Origin of the sequence: Amycolatopsis sp. NPDC051045 (assembly GCF_040682955.1) — a bacterium.
Classification (GTDB): domain Bacteria; phylum Actinomycetota; class Actinomycetes; order Mycobacteriales; family Pseudonocardiaceae; genus Amycolatopsis.
Window position 1 is genome coordinate 79268 of the sequence record NZ_JBFBCC010000009.1, and the last position, 17509, is coordinate 96776.

Genomic DNA, 17509 nt, shown 5'->3' on the forward strand with positions numbered 1-17509 from the left:
TAGATTCGCCCGCCACCTTCTCGGCATGGGATGATTCATCCCCAAGTCGACATCGCCAGGGATGAAATGACCCCCATCACGGATTCGCTGTCCACCGAGGTGAATGTCCCGTTACGGGACGTGGTCGGCAACCGGGAGCTCGCGCTCGACGTCGTCCCCGAGACGCTGCGGCCGGGCGCCCTGGACGCCCCGGTGCGCTGGGCGCACGTGAGCGAGCTCCAGGACCCCGCGCCCTACCTGCTGGGCGGCGAGCTGATCCTCACCGCGGGGGTCAACCTGCCGGAGCGGATCGACCGGTACGTGCGCGGGCTGCGCGACGCCGGCGTGACGGCGCTGGGTTTCGGACTCACCCCGACAGTGCACGAGACCCTGCCGGAACCCCTGCGCCGGGCGTGCGCGCGGCGCGGACTGCCGCTGCTGGTGGTGCCGTCGCGCACGCCGTTCCTGGCGGTCAACCGGGCGGTCTCGGTGGCGTTGACCGAGGCCGGGCAGCGGGAGCAGCGGCGGATCACGGCGGCGCGCGAGACGCTCACGCGCGCGGCGGGTGGCGGGCTCGGCGAGCTGACCTCGTCGCTGGCGGCGGTGCTGGGGTCCTGGGTCGCCCTGGTCGGCGCCGGGGACGTGCTGGCCTCCGCGCACGACGCGCCCACGCCGCTGCCGCTCCAGGTGCGGGAACTGATGGCGACCGTGCGGGCGGGCAGCGGGATCCGGAGCGCGACCACCGAGCTCGCCGGCGGGTTCGTCGTCGTCCAGCCGGTGTACCCGCAGGCCACGGCGTCGCACCTGGTGGTCGTCGGCCGGCCCCGGCGGCTCGACGGCGCCGGGCGGGCGATCCTCGCCGTCGGCGCGGCCCTGCTCGGCCTGGTCGGCCGCGCGGGCTCGGACGCGGCCGAGCTGGGCGCGGCGGCCACCGGCCTGCTGCTCGGCCGGGTGACCCCGGGGGACGCGGCCCGGTCGTTGCTGGGGTCGGAGGTCGTCCGGCTGGTTGCCGGGGCGGCCCACCGGCGTGGTCCGGACGAGGTGGCCCGGCGCCCGGACTGGCTGCGGGCCCGGCTGGACACGCCCCTGGTCGAGGTCGGCGCCGGCATGCGGTTCACGGCCGTCGCCGGGGCCGTCTCGCTTCCGGTGCTGGAGGACCTGCGCGAGCACGGCTGGCTGGCGGCCGTCGGTTCGCCGGTGCCCGCCGAGCAGCTGGCTGGTTCTTCGGCGGAGGCCGAACTGCTGCTGGCGCGGGCCCGCGCCCTGGGCCGTCCGGTCGTGGCGGGCAGCGGGCCGCCGGACTTCGACGCCCTGCTGGACCCGGGCGCTTCCCGTGGGTTCGCCGAGAAGACGCTGGAACCGCTGGCAGCCCTCGACGAGGCCGGTGACCGGTCGCTCGTGCTGACGCTGCGGACGTGGCTGGCCCACCACGGCGCCTGGGAACCGACGGCGGCGGAGCTGGGTGTCCACCGCAACAGCGTCCGGCACCGGATCGCCCAGGTCGAGCGGGCGCTGGGCGTGGACCTGGCCGATCCGGAGACCCGGATGAGGCTGTGGTTCGCCCTGCGCTGGGCCGCCCCGGGTCCTTAAAGGGCCCTCTCAGGAAAATATGGGATTGTGGGCTCGTGCGAGTTTTGGTAGTCGAGGACGAAGAACCCCTGGCCGACGCGATCGCCCGCGGGCTGCGCCGCGAGGGAATGGCGGTGGACGTCGCGCTCACCGGGGACGACGGGCACGAGAAGGCCGCCGTCACCCGGTACGACGTCGTGCTGCTGGACCGGGACCTGCCCGGCATGTCCGGGGACGAGCTGTGCCGGGAGATCGTCGCGTCCGGGGAGCTGACCCGGGTGCTGATGCTCACCGCGAGCAGTTCGGTGTCCGACCGCGTGGACGGGCTGTCGCTGGGCGCCGACGACTACCTCGCCAAGCCGTTCGCCTTCCCCGAGCTGGTCGCGCGGGTGCGGGCGTTGGGCCGCCGCGCCACGCCGGCCGCGCCGCCGCTGCTCACCGCCGGCGACGTCGAGCTCGACCCGGCGAAGCGGACCGTCCGCCGGGCGAGCGGGCCGGTCGAGCTGACCCGCAAGGAGTTCGGCGTCCTCGAGGTGCTGCTGCAGGCCGCCGGATCGGTCGTCAGCAGCGAGGAACTCCTCGAACGGGTGTGGGACGAGAACGCCGACCCCTTCACCACGACCGTCCGGGTCACCGTGATGACGCTGCGCAAGAAGCTCGGCGAGCCGGGGATCATCGAGACCGTCGTCGGCTCCGGGTACCGGGTGCCGGAGCCCGGCGCGCCGCGCGCGTGAACCTGCCGGGCACCCGCACGCTCCGCGCCCGGATCACCCTCCTGGCGACCGTGCTGGTCGCCGCGGTCAGCCTGCTGCTGCTCTGGCTGGCCTGGACGCTGGTCCGGGACGCGCTCGACGCGGTGCCGCGGATGCCGCCGGGCAGCACGGTGGTCGTCGACGGCGTCGAGGTCGACGCCTCGACGCTGGCCGAGCGCCTGCGCGTGCACGCCCGCGACCGGATGCTGCTGTTCGGGTCGCTGGCGTTCCTGCTGGTGGTGGCGGCCGCGGCGATCCTCGCCTGGACGTTCACCTCGCGCGTGCTGCTGCCGCTGCGGGAAATCACCGGGACCGCGCGGCGGCTGTCGGTCGAGTCGATGGGGGAGCGGATCGGCGAGGTGCGTTCGCACGACGAGCTCGCCGAGCTGGCCGGGACGTTCGACGACATGCTCGACCGGCTCCAGGCCGCGTTCGACGCGCAACGCCACTTCGTCGCGAACGCCAGCCACGAGCTGCGGACGCCGTTGTCGGTGATCCGCACGGAACTCGACGTCACCCTCGCCGACGACGCCGCCGACGAAGCCGAGCTCCGCCGGATGGGCGGCGTGGTCCGCGACGCGACCGAGCGCGCCGGGCAGCTGGTCAACTCCCTGCTGCTGCTGGCCCGCACCGACGGCGCCGGGCTCGGCGTACGCGAGCCGGTGGATCTGGCGGTGGTCGTCGACCGGGCGTGGCACGCGGTTCACCGCGAAGCCGAGCAGCGGGGCATCCGGGCTTCGTTCACGACGCCGCCGGCGCCCGCGTTCGGCGACCCGGCGCTGCTGGAGCGGATCGCGGGCAACCTGCTGGAGAACGCGGTCCGCCACAACGTCGACGGCGGCTGGCTGGAGGTCGTGACGCAGCCGGGGCCGCGGTGGTCGACACTGCGGGTCCGGTCTTCGGGCGGGCTGGTGGACCCGGCGGCGGTGCCGGAGCTGTTCGAGCCGTTCCGCCGGGCCGGGGTGGCCCGCACGGCCCGCTCGGGGGCGGGGCTGGGGTTGTCGATCGTCCGGGCGGCGGTCCAGGCCCACGGCGGAAGCGTGACGGCCGAACCGATCGTCGGCGGCGGCCTGGGGGTGACGGTCCACCTCCCGGTCCGCTGACGGGTGATGCCGCGGCAGTGCCTGGTGTAGGGGTGAACGGGCGGTGTTTTGGCGGCCGACGTGTGCTGTGCTCTCTGCGTGACGGAAAAGCCACTGGTCAAGGTCCTGGTGCCGGTGATCGCGCTGGCACTGGCCGCCGGGGCCGGGCTGGCGTTCTTCGTCGCGGCCCTGGTCCGGCCGCCCGACCTGCCGGTGGACACGCACCCGGCGCCGCTGGCCGGGCACAAGCTGTGCGCGGCGGTCGTCGTGGTCTTCCCCTCGGACGCCGAGATGCGGGCGGCCGTGCCGTCCTTCCGCGACGACCCCCAGGCACGGCGGGTGTACGTGGACCCGCCGTCGGTCTCCCTGCTCGCCGTCCCCGGCACCGACCTGAAGGCCTGGGCGCAGGAGCTGCACGCCCGCTTCCGGACCGCCGAGCGGGTGACGGTCCTCGACCTGGACGCGGCGGCGGCGCAGCTGAAACTCACCGCGCCGCCGCCGAAGTGCCCCAGAGAGGGCGAATACTAGGGAGCCGGGACCGAAGCCACGCCCGGGGCGAGGAACGGCTTGCCGTTCACGCGCTCGGACACGCCGGACCGGTCCAGGTACGGCGTGATGCCGCCGTTCCAGAACGGCCAGCCCGCGCCGAGGATCAGGCACAGGTCGATGTCCTGTGCCTCGGCGACCACGCCCTCGTCGAGCATGATCCGGATCTCCTCGGCGATCGCGGACAGGGCCCGCTCGCGCACCTGCTCCGAAGTGGACGGCTGGTCACCCTGCGTCCACAGCGAAGCGACCTCCGGGTCCACCGAGGCGTTGCCCTGGGCGTCCCAGAGCCAGACGCCCTTCTTGCCCGCCTTGACGAACTTGGCGAGGTTGTCGGACACGGTGAACCGGTCCGGGAACGCCTCGTGCAGCGTCTCGCCGACGTGCAGCGCGATGGCCGGGCCGACGAGCTGCATCAGCGTCAGCGGCGTCATCGGCAGGCCGAGCGGCTCGAGCGCGGAGTCGGCGACCTCGAACGGCGTGCCCTCGTCGACGGTGACCAGCACCTCGCCGAGGAAGCGCAGCAGCAGGCGGTTCACGACGAACGCCGAAGCGTCCTTCACCAGCACGCTGGACTTCTTCAGCTGCTTGCCCACCGAGAACGCCGTCGCCAGGGCGGCGTCGTCGGTCTTCTCGCCGCGGACGATCTCCAGCAGCGGCAGCACGGCCACCGGGTTGAAGAAGTGGAAGCCGACGACCCGCTCGGGGTGCTGCAGCTTCGACGCCATCGCGGTGATCGACAGCGACGAGGTGTTCGTCGCCAGGATCGCCTCGGGCTTGACGTGCTGCTCCAGCTCGGCGAACACCTGCTGCTTGACGCCCAGTTCTTCGAAGACGGCTTCGATGACGAAGTCGGCGTCGGCGAACGCGGCCTTGTCGAGCGAGCCGGAGACCAGCGCCTTGAGCCGGTTGGCGCCGTCCGGGGAGACGCGCTTCTTGCCCAGCAGCTTGTCGATTTCGGCGTGGACGTAGCCGACGCCCTTGTCGACGCGCTCCTGGTCGACGTCGGTCAGCACGACCGGCACCTTCAGCCGCCGCACGAACAGCAGCGCGAGCTGGCTGGCCATCAGGCCGGCGCCGACGATGCCGACCTTGTTCACCTTGCGCGCCAAGGACTTGTCCGGCGCGCCGGCCGGGCGCTTGGCGCGCTTGTTGACCAGGTTGAACGAGTACAGCCCGGCGCGCAGGACGTCGGACATGAGCAGTTCGGCCAAGCCGTCGGTCTCGGCCGCGTACCCGCGGTCCAGATCGTTTTCGCGGGCCAGCTCCAGCAGCTCGACGGCCTTGGTCGCGCCCGGCGACGCGCCGTGCGTCCGGCCGTCCACAATGGACTTGGCCCGCGCGATGGCCGCGTCCCACGCGGAACCGCGGTCGATTTCGCGGCGGGCGGGCGTGATCTCGCCGTTGACGACCTTCGCCAGCCACAGCAGCGACTGCTCGAGGTAGTCGGCCGAGCCGAAGACCTCGTCGACGATGCCGAGCTCGGCCGCCTGCTTGACGTTGAGCATCTTGTTCTGCGCCAGGGCGTTCTCGATGATCACCGTGACGGCGGCGTCGGCGCCGATCAGGTTCGGCAGCAGCTGCGTGCCGCCCCAGCCCGGGAACAGGCCGAGGAACACCTCGGGGAACGCGATGGCGGCGGTGTTCTCCGACAGCGTCCGGTAGTGGCAGGACAGCGCCAGCTCCAAGCCGCCGCCCATGACCGCGCCGTTGACGAAGCCGAACGTCGGGATCTTCGACTCGGTCAGGCGGCGGAACACGTCGTGCCCGGTCTGGGCGATCTCGCGCGCGAGCTTCGGGTCGCTCACGGATTCGACGCCGGACAGGTCGGCGCCGACGGCGAAGATGAACGGCTTGCCGGTGACGGCGATCGCGGCCGGTTCGGCGGCGAACGCCTCGTCCAGCGCGGCGTTCAGGGACACCAGGCCCTGCGGGCCGAAGGTGTTCGGCCGGGTGTGGTCGTGGCCGTTGTCGAGCGTGATCAGCGCGACCTGCTTGGTCAGGCCGGGGACCTTGATCAGGCGGGTTTTCGCGTGGGTGACGACCTCGTCCGGGAACGCGGCCTTCGCCTCTTCAGCGGTGAACGTCATTTACTTCGTCCCCTCGAACGCCGGGTTCTCCCAGATCACGGTGCCGCCCATGCCGATGCCGATGCACATCGTGGTCATGCCGTACTGCACGTCGGGCCGCTCGGCGAACTGGCGGGCCAGCTGCGTCATGAGCCGGACGCCGGACGAGGCCAGCGGGTGCCCGCAGGCGATCGCGCCGCCCCACTGGTTCACGCGCGGGTCTTCGTCGTCGATGCCGAAGTGGTCGAGGAAGGCCAGCACCTGCACGGCGAAGGCCTCGTTGATCTCGAACAGGCCGATGTCGTCGATGCTCAGGCCGGTGCGCTTGAACAGCTTTTCGGTGGCCGGCACCGGGCCGATGCCCATGACCTCCGGCTCGACGCCGGCGAAGGAGTAGCCGACCAGCCGCATCGCGACCGGCAGGCCCAGCTCGCGGGCGGTTTCCTCGTCGGCGAGGATCGAAGCGGTCGCGCCGTCGTTGAGGCCGGCCGCGTTGCCCGCGGTGATCCGGCCGTGCGGGCGGAACGGCGTCTTCAGGCCGGCGAGCTGCTCGACCGTGGTGCCCGGCCGCGGCGGCTCGTCCTCGGTGGCCAGGCCCCAGCCGAGCTCGGCGGACCGGGTGGCGACGGGCACCAGCTCGGGGCCGATCTTGCCGGTCTTGACGGCTTCGGCGTAACGCTCCTGGCTGCGCGCGGCGTAGGCGTCGGTGCGCTGCTTGGTGATCGCCGGGAACCGGTCGTGCAGGTTTTCGGCGGTCTGGCCCATGACGAGCGCGGTGGGGTCGACGAGCTTGTCGGCGATGATCCGCGGGTTCGGGTCGACGCCTTCGCCCATCGGGTGGCGGCCCATGTGCTCGACGCCACCGGCGATGGCGATGTCGTAGGCCCCGAAGCCGATGCCGGACGCGACGGTCGTGACGGCGGTCATCGCGCCGGCGCACATCCGGTCGATGGCGAAGCCCGGGACGGACTTCGGCAGCCCGGCCAGCAGCGCGGCCGTGCGGCCGATGGTCAGGCCCTGGTCGCCGATCTGCGTGGTGGCGGCGATGGCCACCTCGTCGACGCGCTCGGGCGGCAGCTCGGGGTGCCGCCGCAGCAGCTCGCGAATGGCGTTGACGACCAGGTCGTCGGCGCGGGTCCCGGCGTACATGCCCTTGTCGCCGGCCTTGCCGAAGGGGGTCCGTACCCCTTCGACGAAGGCGACGTTGCGCACGCCCCGCGCGTTCGGCGCGAGCGGCGTTGCTGGTGCGGCCACGAATGCTCCATGAAGTAGAGGTCTTTGACCGCACGATAGCCCTTGTTACCCACCGGTAACCAGGGGAGTGGCCCGGTCGAGTGGGCTACGGCACACTCTTGGGCTCCTGCGTCCGTCCTTTCACGAGCCACGCGATGCCGAACGCCTCCACGGCGATGGCCTCCAGCCACAGCGCCGGGCGCAGCGAAGGTGCGATGGCGAGGTACTTGGCCAGGGCGATCAGTACCAGGCAGGCGAGGATCACGATCCCGCAGGCACGGTAGAGCGTGCCGAACCGCTGCTCGCCGTCGTGGGGGAACAGGCGGAGGCAGAAGTAGGCGAGGGCGAGGAAGAACACGGCCGCGAACACCAGGTGCAGGACCCCGGACGTCCGGTCCCACGCCGTCACGTCGCGGGCCGGGGTGGTGGGGAACAGCGCCAGCCCGATCGCGCCCAGCCCGGCGACGGTGCTGGCGACGTTGTCGACGTAGTCATGGCCGTAGTAGGCGAGCAGGAACACGCCGACCGCGCACATGGCACCGACGAGGACGTCCCGCAGGTCGGTGTAGTAGTAGCCGCTGAGCGAGCCGATGAGGGCGCCGCCCTGGACGAGCTGCTTGCCGAGGATCAGAACGACCGGCAGGGCCAGGCCGATGAGCCCGATGGCGCGCCGGAGGAACAGGTACGAGTGGACGAGGGTGTTCTGCGGGGATGTGGTCGCCGTCGTCATGGCCGCCTCCGGGGTTCACTGAGGTGAATCGGCCGGGAGGTGCCCACGGATGAGGCTTGTTACCGGGGAGTTGTCCAGATCCTCAGCTGATCGTTACGCAGCTCGGCGAAGGCGCCGTCGTGGTGGGCGATGGGGTGGAACCCGGGGGCGAAGCCGACCCGGGCGCCTTCGGCCGGGTCCCAGACCTCGAACCCGGCTTCGGCGGCGACGTACAGCAGGCCGGAGTGGGCCCACATCCGCCCGGCAGGCCCGGCGAACATCCCGGTGCGGCGCCCGGTCGCGGCGTCGCGCAGCTCGACGCCGTCGAGAAGTGGTTCGTCGTCGCCGATGCCTTGCAGGGCCACGGTGTCCTCGTCCAGCCAGGCGATCGGGGTGTCCCAGGTGTTGCCGCGGTCGGCGAGGTGGCGTCCGTGTTCGGGGGCGTGCCGGTCGCCCGCGAGCCACGCCGCGCAGTCGATGATCAGCGGGATGCCCACCGGGTGCCAGGCCCAGCCGTCGGTGAGCAGCGAACGGCCGGACGGGCTGGGTAGCAGGGCGCCGAAGTAGTAGTCGAGGTAGTGCTCGGGGTTGTCCTCGCGGGTGGTGGGGCGCTCGGTCAGCAGGCGGCCGGTGGCCGCCTCGAAGACGTCGAGCCGGTTCGAGCCGGTGGCCGCGACGAACCTGTCCCCGTCGAGGAAGGCGAACGGGAAGCGGGTCCACTCGTTGTCGTCCCAGTCCCGGTCGAGGTCGAGCACGGTGACCCACTCCGCCAGGTCGACGACGGTGCCGTACTGCCCGTAGTCCGAGACGATCGCCGCGAACCGCCCGTCGCGCGAAGCGTGCAGTACGGGGCCGCGAGGTCGCTCCGGCCCGTCGTTCCGCTCGACGTCACGCTCCTCGGGCAGCACAACCGGCCCGAGGAGCCACTGGTCCTCGTGGTCGATCCGGACGAAACCCGCTTCGGTGAGCGCGAGCCAGCCGCCCGGCACCGGCACGAGGCACCGGTCGTTCAGCGGGCGCACCGGGCAGGGCCGCGTCGCCCAGGTACCGTCGAGTTCCCGGTCCCGCAGCAGGACCTCGGGCGAGCCGCGCCAGCCGAGGTGCGCCAGTTCCTCGGCGCGGTCGAAGCAGCCGACGCAGGCGTCGAGCAGCTCCGGGGCCGGGAGGTCGGCGCAGGGGCCGCACAGCAGGTCGAAGTGGGTGGCGGCGCCGGTCAGCACGCGGAAGCACCCGGGTCCGTTGTCGGTGGTGAGGTGGGCGCAAACCCGCGCCCCGGCGGCCGGAGCGAGATGGCCGCACGGAAGAACTTTCACCACTTCAGTGTCGACCGGGGGCGCAACCGAATTACCGGACGCCGAGGTGCGCCAGCCAGCCGCCCTTCGCCGAGATGTCCTCCGCGCCCTCCGTGGCCGCCGGTTCGCACAGGAAGCCGGACACCGACCGGCCGTCGGCCAGTTCGAGCTTGCCGATCGCCAGCGGGGCCGGGATTCCGGCCACGAACTCGCCGAAACCCTTCGCCGGCAGCTCCCAGACCTCCGCGGCCACCGTCACCCCTCCGGACGCGACCCGCATCAGACCCGGCTTCGGTGGCACCGTGTCCAGCGCGTACAACCGGTACGAAGCCGCCGTCGAAACCGCAGACACGAACCGACCGCCGCGGGAGGTCAGCTCGTGGTTCAGCGGCTGGCCCCGCAGGTGCGCGCCGACCACCACGATCGGGATGCGCGACGGGCGCAATGCCGCCAGCGCCGCCAGCTTCAGGTCGTCGTGCGGGGCGCCGAGGAACATCACGCCGAACGGGCGCCCGGCCACCGAGCCCGCCGGGACGGAGAGGGCCGAGAGGCCGAACAGGTTGGTGGAGTTGGTGAACCGGCCCAGGCGGGCGTTGACCGCCACCGGGTCCGCCGCCACCTCCGCCAGCGTGGGGTGTTCGGTCGTCGTCGGGAGGAGGATCGCGTCGACACCGGCCAACGCCACCAGTGCTTCCGTGCGCAGGCCCGCCAGCGCCGCCTGGTCGGCGAACAGCCGGTGCGCGGGGATGTCCCGCGCCGGGCCGATGATCGAGTGCACGACCGGGTCGACGGCGTCCGGGTGGGCGTCGACGAACTCCCCGACCGCGGTGTACCGCTCGGCGACGAACGCGCCGCCGTACAACAGCTGCGCCGCCTCCAGGAACACCGAGATGTCCACAGTGGTCACTTCGGCCCCGGCGGCCGCGTAGTCCGAGACCGTGGCTTCGAACGCCTCCGCCCAGCCCGGAGCCAGGGGGCCCAGCTGCTCCGGTGACGGCACGCCGAGCCGGAACCGTCCCGTGTGGACCTGCGCGGGCTCGGCCAGGCAGGTCAGGGCGAACGCCCCCTCCTCGACCGTCCGCGCGAACAGCGACACGCAGTCGATGCTCGCGCACGCCGGCACGACCCCTTCGGTGGGCAGCAGGCCCGGGGTCGGCTTCAGACCGACGATCCCGTTGAACGCCGCCGGCACCCGGCCGGACCCGGCAGTGTCCGTACCCAGCGCCAGATCGACGATGCCCAGCGCGACCGCCACCGCCGAACCCGAGCTGGATCCGCCGGAAACGTAAGCTGGGTCGACGGCGTTGCGGACCGCGCCGTACGGGCTGCGCGTCCCGACCAGCCCGGTCGCGAACTGGTCCAGGTTCGTCGTGCCGAGCACCAGCGCCCCGGCCGCCCGCAGCCGCGCGACGACCGGGGCGTCGGCCTCCGGCTTGTACGCGTACTCCGGGCAGCCCGCCGTCGTCGGCAGCCCCGCGACGTCGATGTTGCCCTTGACCGCGACGAGCTTGGCGTAGAGCGGCAACCCGCGTTCCTCCAGCGTGGCGGCCTCGGCCAGGACGTCGGCTTCCGGCCGGAGGTCGATCCAGATCTCCGGCCGGTCCACCTGCTCGATCCGCCGGTACGCGGCCCGCACCCGCTCGACGGCGACACTCATGCCAGCACCACCAGCGGCGTGCCGGGGGCCACCTGGTCACCGGGGGACACGAGCACTTCGACCACCTCACCACTCGCGGGCGCGGGGATCCGCGCCTCCGTCTTCATCGCTTCCAGCGTCACCAGCGACTGCGTGTTCTCGACGCGCTCGCCCGCGGTGACGTCCACCCGCCACACCGTCGCCGCGAAGGGTGCCTCCACGACGTGCCCGCCCGGGGGCGCCTCGACCCGCGCCGGCGGCCGGGTGACCGGCTCCGGTTTCGGGTCGAACTCGCCCGCCGCCGCCCACGCCTGCCGCTCCGCCTCGAACGCCGCCGCCTGCGTCGCCCGGAACTCGGCGATGCTGCCGGCGTTGTCCGCGAGGAACTTCTGGTAGCCGGCCAGGGCGAAGGAGCCTTCGGTGGTGTCGAGTTCCAGCTGCCCGGACGCGCTGCGCGCCCGCAGGTCGAGCAGTTCCTCGGCCGACACCGGGTACCAGGAGATCCGGTCGAAGAACCGCAGCAGCCACGGCTGGTCGCCGGCCCGCCAGCTGTTCCACACCTGGACGGTCCGCCCGACGAACTGGTAGCCGCCCGGGCCTTCCATGCCGTAGATGCAGAGGTAGGCGCCGCCGATGCCGACGGAGTTCTCCGCCGTCCACGTCCGCGCCGGGTTGTACTTCGTCGTGACCAGGCGGTGACGCGGGTCCAGCGGCGTCGCCACCGGCGCGCCGAGGTAGACGTCGCCGAGGCCGAGCACCAGGTACTCCGCGTCGAAGACCGTCCGGTACACGTCGTCCACACTGGACAGCCCGTTCACGCGCCGGATGAACTCGATGTTCCACGGGCACCACGGCGCGTCGTCGCGGACGCCGGTCATGTACCGCTCGATCGCCTCGCGCGTGGCCGGGTCGTCCCACGACAGCGGCAGCCGGACGCTGCGGCTCGGCACCACGAGGTCGTGCGTCGGCGGCAGGTCCCGCTCCAGCTCGCGCACCAGCCCCAGCGCCTTGCCGACCGGCAGCGCGTCCGGGTCGACGTGCACCTGCAGCGACCGGATGCCCGGCGTGAGGTCCACGATCCCCGGCACGCCTTCGGCCGCGAGCCGCTCGGCCAGCGCGTGCACCCGCATCCGCAGGGCCAGGTCGAGCTTCATCTCGCCGTACTCGACGAGCAGGTTGTCGTCCCCGCTGCGGCGGTAGGTGACCGACGGCTCGCCCGAAGATTCCAAACTGTCCGAAGAGGACAGCCGCGCGAGCACGCCACCGTCGTCGCGCGCGGGCCGGCTCGGCTCGACCGCCGACACCGGCCGCGTCCGCAGCGCCGCCGCGTGATCGGTGCCGATCGGCACGAACCGCACGGTGTCGCCCGGGCGCAGCTGCCCGAGCTTCCACCGCTCGCCGGTGGCGACCGTCGCCGGGCAGACGAACCCGCCCAGGCTGGGCCCGTCCGGGCCGAGCAGGATGGGCAGGTCGCCGGTGTAGTCGACGGCGCCGATCGCGTACGGCGTGTCGTGGATGTTCGACGGGTGCAGGCCCGCCTCGCCGCCGTCGGCCCGCGCCCACTTCGGCCGCGGCCCGACCAGCCGGACGCCGGTGCGCGCGGAGTTGAAGTGCACCTGCCAGTCCGTGGCGTAGAACGTGTCGACGTCTTCCGGGGTGAAGAACTCCGGCGCCGCGTGCGGTCCTTCGAGCGCGCCGATCGTCCACCGGCCGGCGATCGCGGGACGATCGGCTTCGGCGACCGGCCCGACGACCGGGTCGGCGGGGGCCGGTCCGGGCCGCAGGACGTCCCCGGCGGCCAGCGCGCGGCCGCCGTGCCCGCCGAACTTCCCCAGCGTGAACGTCGCCGCGCTGCCGAGGAACCCCGGCACGTCCACCCCGCCACGGACCAGCACGTAACTGCGCAGCCCGGCCGTGCACGCCCGGACGTCGAGCGCCGCCCCCGCGGGGACCTCGACGGGTGTCCACAGGGGAACCTCGGCGTCGTCGACGAGCACGGTCGCCGGTGCCCCGGTGACGCACACCTCGGTGGGGTGGGAGAACCGCAGCGCGACGCCGTCCACAGTGCACTCCAGACCGGGTGCGCCCTCGGGGTTGCCGAGCGCGAGGTTGCCCAGCCGCAGCGACCGGTCGTCCATCGGCCCGCTCGGCGGCACCCCGACGGGCCAGAACCCGGTGCGGCCCGGCCAGTCCTGCACGGTCGTCATCGTCCCGCCGCGGACCACGTCGATCCGCGGTTCGGCGTCCCCGATTTCGTCCAAAGCGGACGTGTCGTGCGCGGCGGCGGCGAACGCCGCGTCGGCGGCCGCCGCCCGCAGCTGCCCGAGGTTGGTCTGCACCCCGTCGAACCGGGTCGCGGCGAGCGCACCCCGCAGGTTCGCCAGTGCCTCGGCACGGTCGGTTCCGGTGCAGATCACCTTGGCCAGCAAGGGGTCGTAGTGCGTCGTGACGGTCGTGCCCGGCTCGACCCACGTGTCGACGCGGGCGCCTTCGGGCAGCGTGACGCGGGTGAGGAGACCCGCGCTCGGCCGGTGCCCGGCGCTCGGGTCCTCGGCGTACACCCGCGCTTCGACGGCGTGGCCGCGGGCGACCGGGACCGCGCGGAACATCGCGCGATCGCCCTGGGCGAGCCGCAGCATCCAGGCGACCAGGTCGACGCCGTAGACCGCTTCGGTGACCGGGTGCTCCACCTGCAGCCGGGTGTTGACCTCGAGGAACGCCGCCTCGCCGCGCTCGGGGTCGTAGACGTATTCGACCGTGCCCGCCGAGCGGTACCGCACCGACGAGCACAGCGCGACGGCCGCATCGACCAGTTGCCGCCGGATGTCCCCGGGCAGCTCCGGCGCCGGGCACTCCTCGACGACCTTCTGGTTGCGCCGCTGCAGCGAGCAGTCGCGCGTGCCCAGGGCCAGGACCTCGCCGAAGCCGTCGCCGAACACCTGGACCTCGACGTGCCGCGCGCGGCGCACGAGCCGTTCGAGGAAGACGCCGGAGCTGGCGAAGCTCTTGGCCGCGACGCTGCGCACGGTGTCCCAGGCGGCGCGCAGCTCGTCCGGCGACGCGCAGGCGCGCATGCCGATCCCGCCTCCGCCGCCGGTCGCCTTGAGCATCACCGGGTAGCCGATGTCCTCCGCGCGCGCCAGCGCCTCGTCCACATCGGACAGCAGGCCGGTGCCGGGCAGCAGCGGCACGCCCGCCGCGATCGCCGCCTCGCGCGCGGTGTGCTTGCTGCCGAACACCTCCAGGTGCTCCGGGGACGGCCCGGTGAACGCGATCCGGGCGTCTTCGCAGGCCCGCGCGAACGCCGCGTCCTCCGAGAGGAAGCCGTAGCCGGGGTGGACCGCGTCGCAGCCGGTGTCGAGGGCGGCTCGGACGATCACGCCGGCCCGCAGGTAGCTTTCCGCCGCGGGCGCCGGGCCGAGGCGCACGGCCCGGTCGGCGAGCCGCACGTGCGGGGCGAGGCGGTCGGCGTCGGAGTACACCGCGACGGTCTCGAGACCCAGTTCCTTCGCGCTGCGCAGGATCCGGACGGCGATCTCGCCGCGGTTGGCGACGAGCAGCCTCACTCGCCGCCTCCGGAGGAGGTGACGACCAGCCGCACCGGCGTCGGGTCGAACCCGTTGCAGGGGTTGTTGATCTGCGGGCAGTTGGACACGAGCACCAGCACGTCGGTCTCCGCGCGCAGCCGGACTTCCAGGCCCGGCGCGGAGATGCCGTCGACGATGCCGAGGGTGCCGTCCGCTTCGACCGGCACGTTCATGTACCAGTTGACGTTGCTGACCAGGTCACGCTTGCCCAGCCCCCACTTCGCGCCCTCGATGAGGAAGTTCTCGACGCAGGCGTGCTGGTACCGGGTGTGCTGGCCGTAGCGGAGGCTGTTGGACTCCTTGCTGCACGCGCCGCCGAGCGTGTCGTGGCGGCCGCAGGTGTCGGCGACGACGGTCAGCAGCGGGGCGCCTTCCTGGGTGCGCAGGACGCTGCCCGTGGTCAGGAAGATGTTGCCCTGCGCGGCGATCGTCGCGGCCGCGCTGTAGCGCTTCGTCGTGTCGTTCGCGTCGTAGCAGAGGAAGTCGACGGCCTGGTTGCCGCCCAGGTCGACGATCGTCAGCTCCTGACCCTGCTTCAGCACCGTGGAGAACGGCGCCCGCGCCGGGACGTCGTAGCCGATCTCCAGCCGGGACTCGTACGCCGTGCTCATGCGATCCCCCGGGCGGTGAGGTAGTCGGCGGTGTTTTCGAAGGCGCGCTGCGCCTCCGGCGTGTGGGTCCATTCCGGGCTGTCCGGAGTGGATGGCCGGTCGCGCCAGGCGATGACTTCGAGCCGGGAGACGGTGTAGTCCGGGCGCGGGTCGACCGGGTGGGCGACGTTGGCGAGCAGGACGATCGACGGGATCTCGATCCGCAGCTCGACGGTCTGGCCCGGGCCGGCGGAGCCGGTGAACTCAAGCCCGCCTTCCGGCTGGACCCGCACGCCCTGGAAGAACGACAGGCTCGGCGGCAGGTCCCGCGGGCCCAGGCCGTTCTTGGCCGCCGCCAGGGTGAACAGCGGCAGCCCGGCGGGGGAGGGGCCCTGCGGCGAACCGTCACCGTAGCGCTCGGTGTTGCCGTCCACAGTGGACGTGCCGCAGAGGGCGTCGTGCCGCCCGCCGGAGTCCGCCACGATCGTGGCCAGCACCCGCGCCTGGTCCGACAGCAGCGCCACCGACTGGCCGAGGTAGGCGTTCCACTGCACCTTCACCGTGTCGGCGACGTTCAGCCGCTCCCACGGCCCTTCGGCGTTGAACAGCAGCAGGTGCGCGCACGCGTTGCCGTCGACGTCGGTCAGCCGCAGCCGCGTCCCCCGGGCCAGCACCTTGTGCGTGTACCCGCCGCCGGCCACGGTTTCGGCCCAGGTCAGCGCTTCGGGGGCGACCCCGGGTGGCGGTGACGGCCAGGTGCTCGCCGGGATCGACGGCATCGTGTCGACCACGGTGCCGGCCTGGGCGCGGGCGTGGTCGCGCGCTCCGTAGGTCGTCGCGGTGGTGCTCATGGTCGTCCTCTCTCAGGTCGCGGGTTCGAGGGCGGGAGCGGGGCGCAGCCGCAGCCAGCAGAGCCAGCCGATCACCAGTGCGCCGCCGACGAACTCTATCGGGAACAAGAGCATCCAGGGGGAGCCCGAACCGGCGAGGTCGTAGATCTCCGCACGCGGCCAGGCGATGTTCACGATCATGCCGATGCCGTAGAGAACGGCGGCCCCGTTCAGCGGAAGACCCCAGCGGCCGAGGGAGAACCGGCCCGGTTCCGCGGGGAACTGCCCGCGCAGCCGTTTCACCAGCAGCGGCCCCGTCACGAGCAGGTACGCCAAGTAGACGACCACCACCGACGTCCCGGTGATCGTGCTGAACAGCGTCGGGTTGCCCACGTTGAGCAGCAGCAGCCCGATGGCCAGCCCGCCGGACAGCAGCGCGGGCGCGACCGGGGTCCCGGTGCGCGGGCTGACCCCGGCGAGGCGGGTGGACGCGGGGAGCGCGCCGTCGCGGGCCATCGCGTAGATCAGCCGGACGGTGCCGGTCTGGATAGTGAGGGTGCAGACCACGACCGCGATCGCCACGTCGGCGAGGAAGACCCGGCCGAGGGTGTCCCCGAAGACGGCGGTGATCACGTACGGCAGGCCGTGGCCGGCGAGTTGCCCGTCGGTGAGGCTGGGTGCGGCCATCAGCGCCGTGACGACCACCGCCAAGCCGCCGATCCCCGACACGAGCACGGCCCGCAGCACCGCCCGCGGAGCCGCCCTTCGCGCGTCCTTCGTCTCCTCCGCGACCGACGCGGCGGTGTCGAAGCCGTAGAGCACGTACGCCGCCATGAGGGCCGAAGCGAGCACGCCGCCGATCCCGGCGCTGGTGCCGGGCGCGTCGTGCAGCACCACCTGCGGGCCCCGCACGGCGAACAGCCCGAGCCCGGTGACCAGGACGACGACGCCGAGCAGTTCGGCCGCGACCCCGACGTCGTTGATCCGCGCCATCAGCCGGACCCCGCCGGTGTTGACCGCGGTGGTGAAGACGAGCAGCAGGGTGCCGAGCAGCACGGCGTTGGCCGCCCCGGACGGCGACGTCACCGACGGGTCCCCGCCGACGAACTGGAAGCCGTCCCACACCGACGGCAGCACGACCTGCAGCGCGATCGCGGCCGCCGCGAGCGCGACGACGCAGCCGAGCAGCATCATCCAGCCGGCGAGCCAGCCGAGGAACCCCTTCGTCAGTTGTTTCGCCCACTGGTACACCGATCCGGCGAGCGGGTAGCGCGCCGCGAGTTCGGCGAAGACCAGCGCGACGAGCAATTGGCCGGCCAGGACGACCGGCCACGTCCAGAAGAAGAGCGGGCCGCCGAAGGTGTAGCCGAAGCCGAAGAGCTGGAAGACGGTGGTGAGGATGGAGACGAAGGAGAAGCCGGCGGCGAAGGCGGAAAACCCGCCCAGCGACCGGCGAAGTTCTTGGCGGTAACCGAAGGCGGCGAGTTCGTCGGGTGGGGTCATGCGGGCTCCTGACCTGGTTTCGATCGCTCGACAGAAATTAGGTTCCGGGCACGACGCCGTGATCTCCGGCGGGTTAGGGACTCGTTAACGCTCGCGCCGACGGGCCGTCAACGGCGACATCCGGGCGTAACA

At 72.7% G+C, this 17509-nt stretch carries 13 protein-coding genes; 4 read left to right on the forward strand and 9 right to left on the reverse strand.

All coding sequences use genetic code 11. From position 1 onward, the window contains the following. The first annotated feature begins 66 nt into the window (after positions 1 to 66). From AB0M80_RS22170 to AB0M80_RS22185, 4 genes are all read left to right on the forward strand, one after another. Positions 67 to 1569: a PucR family transcriptional regulator gene (locus AB0M80_RS22170; RefSeq protein WP_364567822.1), complete on the forward strand. Its 1503-nt coding sequence runs from the start codon at positions 67 to 69 to the stop codon at positions 1567 to 1569. 35 nt (positions 1570 to 1604) lie between these two features. After that, on the forward strand, positions 1605 to 2282 hold the full coding sequence (locus AB0M80_RS22175; protein ID WP_072480390.1) for a response regulator transcription factor: 678 nt from the start codon (positions 1605 to 1607) through the stop codon (positions 2280 to 2282). Beyond that, a complete protein-coding gene (locus tag AB0M80_RS22180; protein WP_364567825.1) occupies positions 2279 to 3403 on the forward strand; it encodes a HAMP domain-containing sensor histidine kinase in 1125 nt (374 codons plus the stop codon). Before AB0M80_RS22175 ends, AB0M80_RS22180 begins: the two co-directional genes overlap by 4 nt. A 78-nt stretch (positions 3404 to 3481) precedes the next feature. Continuing rightward, on the forward strand, positions 3482 to 3910 hold the full coding sequence (locus AB0M80_RS22185) for a hypothetical protein (protein ID WP_364567828.1): 429 nt from the start codon (positions 3482 to 3484) through the stop codon (positions 3908 to 3910). On the opposite strand, the gene AB0M80_RS22190 is transcribed toward AB0M80_RS22185, so the two are convergent. The 9 genes from AB0M80_RS22190 to AB0M80_RS22230 all read right to left on the reverse strand — a co-directional run bounded on the left by AB0M80_RS22190 (position 3907) and on the right by AB0M80_RS22230 (position 17377). After that, on the reverse strand, positions 3907 to 6018 hold the full coding sequence (locus AB0M80_RS22190; protein WP_364567831.1) for a 3-hydroxyacyl-CoA dehydrogenase NAD-binding domain-containing protein: 2112 nt from the start codon (positions 6016 to 6018) through the stop codon (positions 3907 to 3909). The two genes, AB0M80_RS22185 and AB0M80_RS22190, sit on opposite strands and share 4 nt — an antisense overlap. Next, positions 6019 to 7209, reverse strand: a complete 1191-nt coding sequence (locus AB0M80_RS22195) for a thiolase family protein (protein ID WP_364568554.1) — start codon at positions 7207 to 7209, stop codon at positions 6019 to 6021. Between the two features lie 127 nt (positions 7210 to 7336). Next, complete coding sequence (locus tag AB0M80_RS22200; protein ID WP_364567834.1) at positions 7337 to 7960, reverse strand: DUF998 domain-containing protein; 624 nt, start codon at positions 7958 to 7960, stop codon at positions 7337 to 7339. Positions 7961 to 8019: 59 nt separating this feature from the next. Then, positions 8020 to 9252 carry a hypothetical protein gene (locus AB0M80_RS22205; RefSeq protein WP_364567836.1) on the reverse strand — a complete coding sequence of 411 codons (1233 nt, stop codon included), beginning with the start codon at positions 9250 to 9252 and terminating at the stop codon, positions 8020 to 8022. Between the two features lie 31 nt (positions 9253 to 9283). Beyond that, entirely contained in the window at positions 9284 to 10888 is a 1605-nt protein-coding gene (locus tag AB0M80_RS22210; protein ID WP_364567839.1) for an allophanate hydrolase, read from the reverse strand. Next, positions 10885 to 14433 (reverse strand): urea carboxylase, encoded by a 3549-nt coding sequence (gene uca / locus AB0M80_RS22215; protein WP_364567842.1) that lies wholly within the window; start codon positions 14431 to 14433, stop codon positions 10885 to 10887. Before uca ends, AB0M80_RS22210 begins: the two co-directional genes overlap by 4 nt. Then, a complete protein-coding gene (locus AB0M80_RS22220; RefSeq protein ID WP_364567845.1) occupies positions 14430 to 15065 on the reverse strand; it encodes an urea amidolyase associated protein UAAP2 in 636 nt (211 codons plus the stop codon). The genes uca and AB0M80_RS22220 overlap by 4 nt, the downstream gene beginning before the upstream one ends. Next, positions 15062 to 15895 carry an urea amidolyase associated protein UAAP1 gene (locus AB0M80_RS22225; protein ID WP_364567848.1) on the reverse strand — a complete coding sequence of 278 codons (834 nt, stop codon included), beginning with the start codon at positions 15893 to 15895 and terminating at the stop codon, positions 15062 to 15064. Before AB0M80_RS22225 ends, AB0M80_RS22220 begins: the two co-directional genes overlap by 4 nt. Before the next feature lie 12 nt (positions 15896 to 15907). After that, positions 15908 to 17377, reverse strand: coding sequence for an amino acid permease (locus AB0M80_RS22230; protein WP_364567851.1), 1470 nt, complete (start codon positions 17375 to 17377; stop codon positions 15908 to 15910). Positions 17378 to 17509: the final 132 nt, after the last annotated feature.

Bases quoted from the DNA above. Each gene is read 5' to 3' on its own strand.
- AB0M80_RS22210 (WP_364567839.1), bottom strand. From the start codon at position 10,888: ATGAGTGTCGCCGTCGAGCGGGTGCGGGCCGCGTACCGGCGGATCGAG.
- AB0M80_RS22230 (WP_364567851.1), bottom strand. From the start codon at position 17,377: ATGACCCCACCCGACGAACTCGCCGCCTTCGGTTACCGCCAAGAACTT.
- AB0M80_RS22225 (WP_364567848.1), bottom strand. From the start codon at position 15,895: ATGAGCACCACCGCGACGACCTACGGAGCGCGCGACCACGCCCGCGCC.
- AB0M80_RS22190 (WP_364567831.1), bottom strand. From the start codon at position 6,018: ATGACGTTCACCGCTGAAGAGGCGAAGGCCGCGTTCCCGGACGAGGTC.
- AB0M80_RS22200 (WP_364567834.1), bottom strand. From the start codon at position 7,960: ATGACGACGGCGACCACATCCCCGCAGAACACCCTCGTCCACTCGTAC.
- AB0M80_RS22220 (WP_364567845.1), bottom strand. From the start codon at position 15,065: ATGAGCACGGCGTACGAGTCCCGGCTGGAGATCGGCTACGACGTCCCG.
- AB0M80_RS22170 (WP_364567822.1), top strand. From the start codon at position 67: ATGACCCCCATCACGGATTCGCTGTCCACCGAGGTGAATGTCCCGTTA.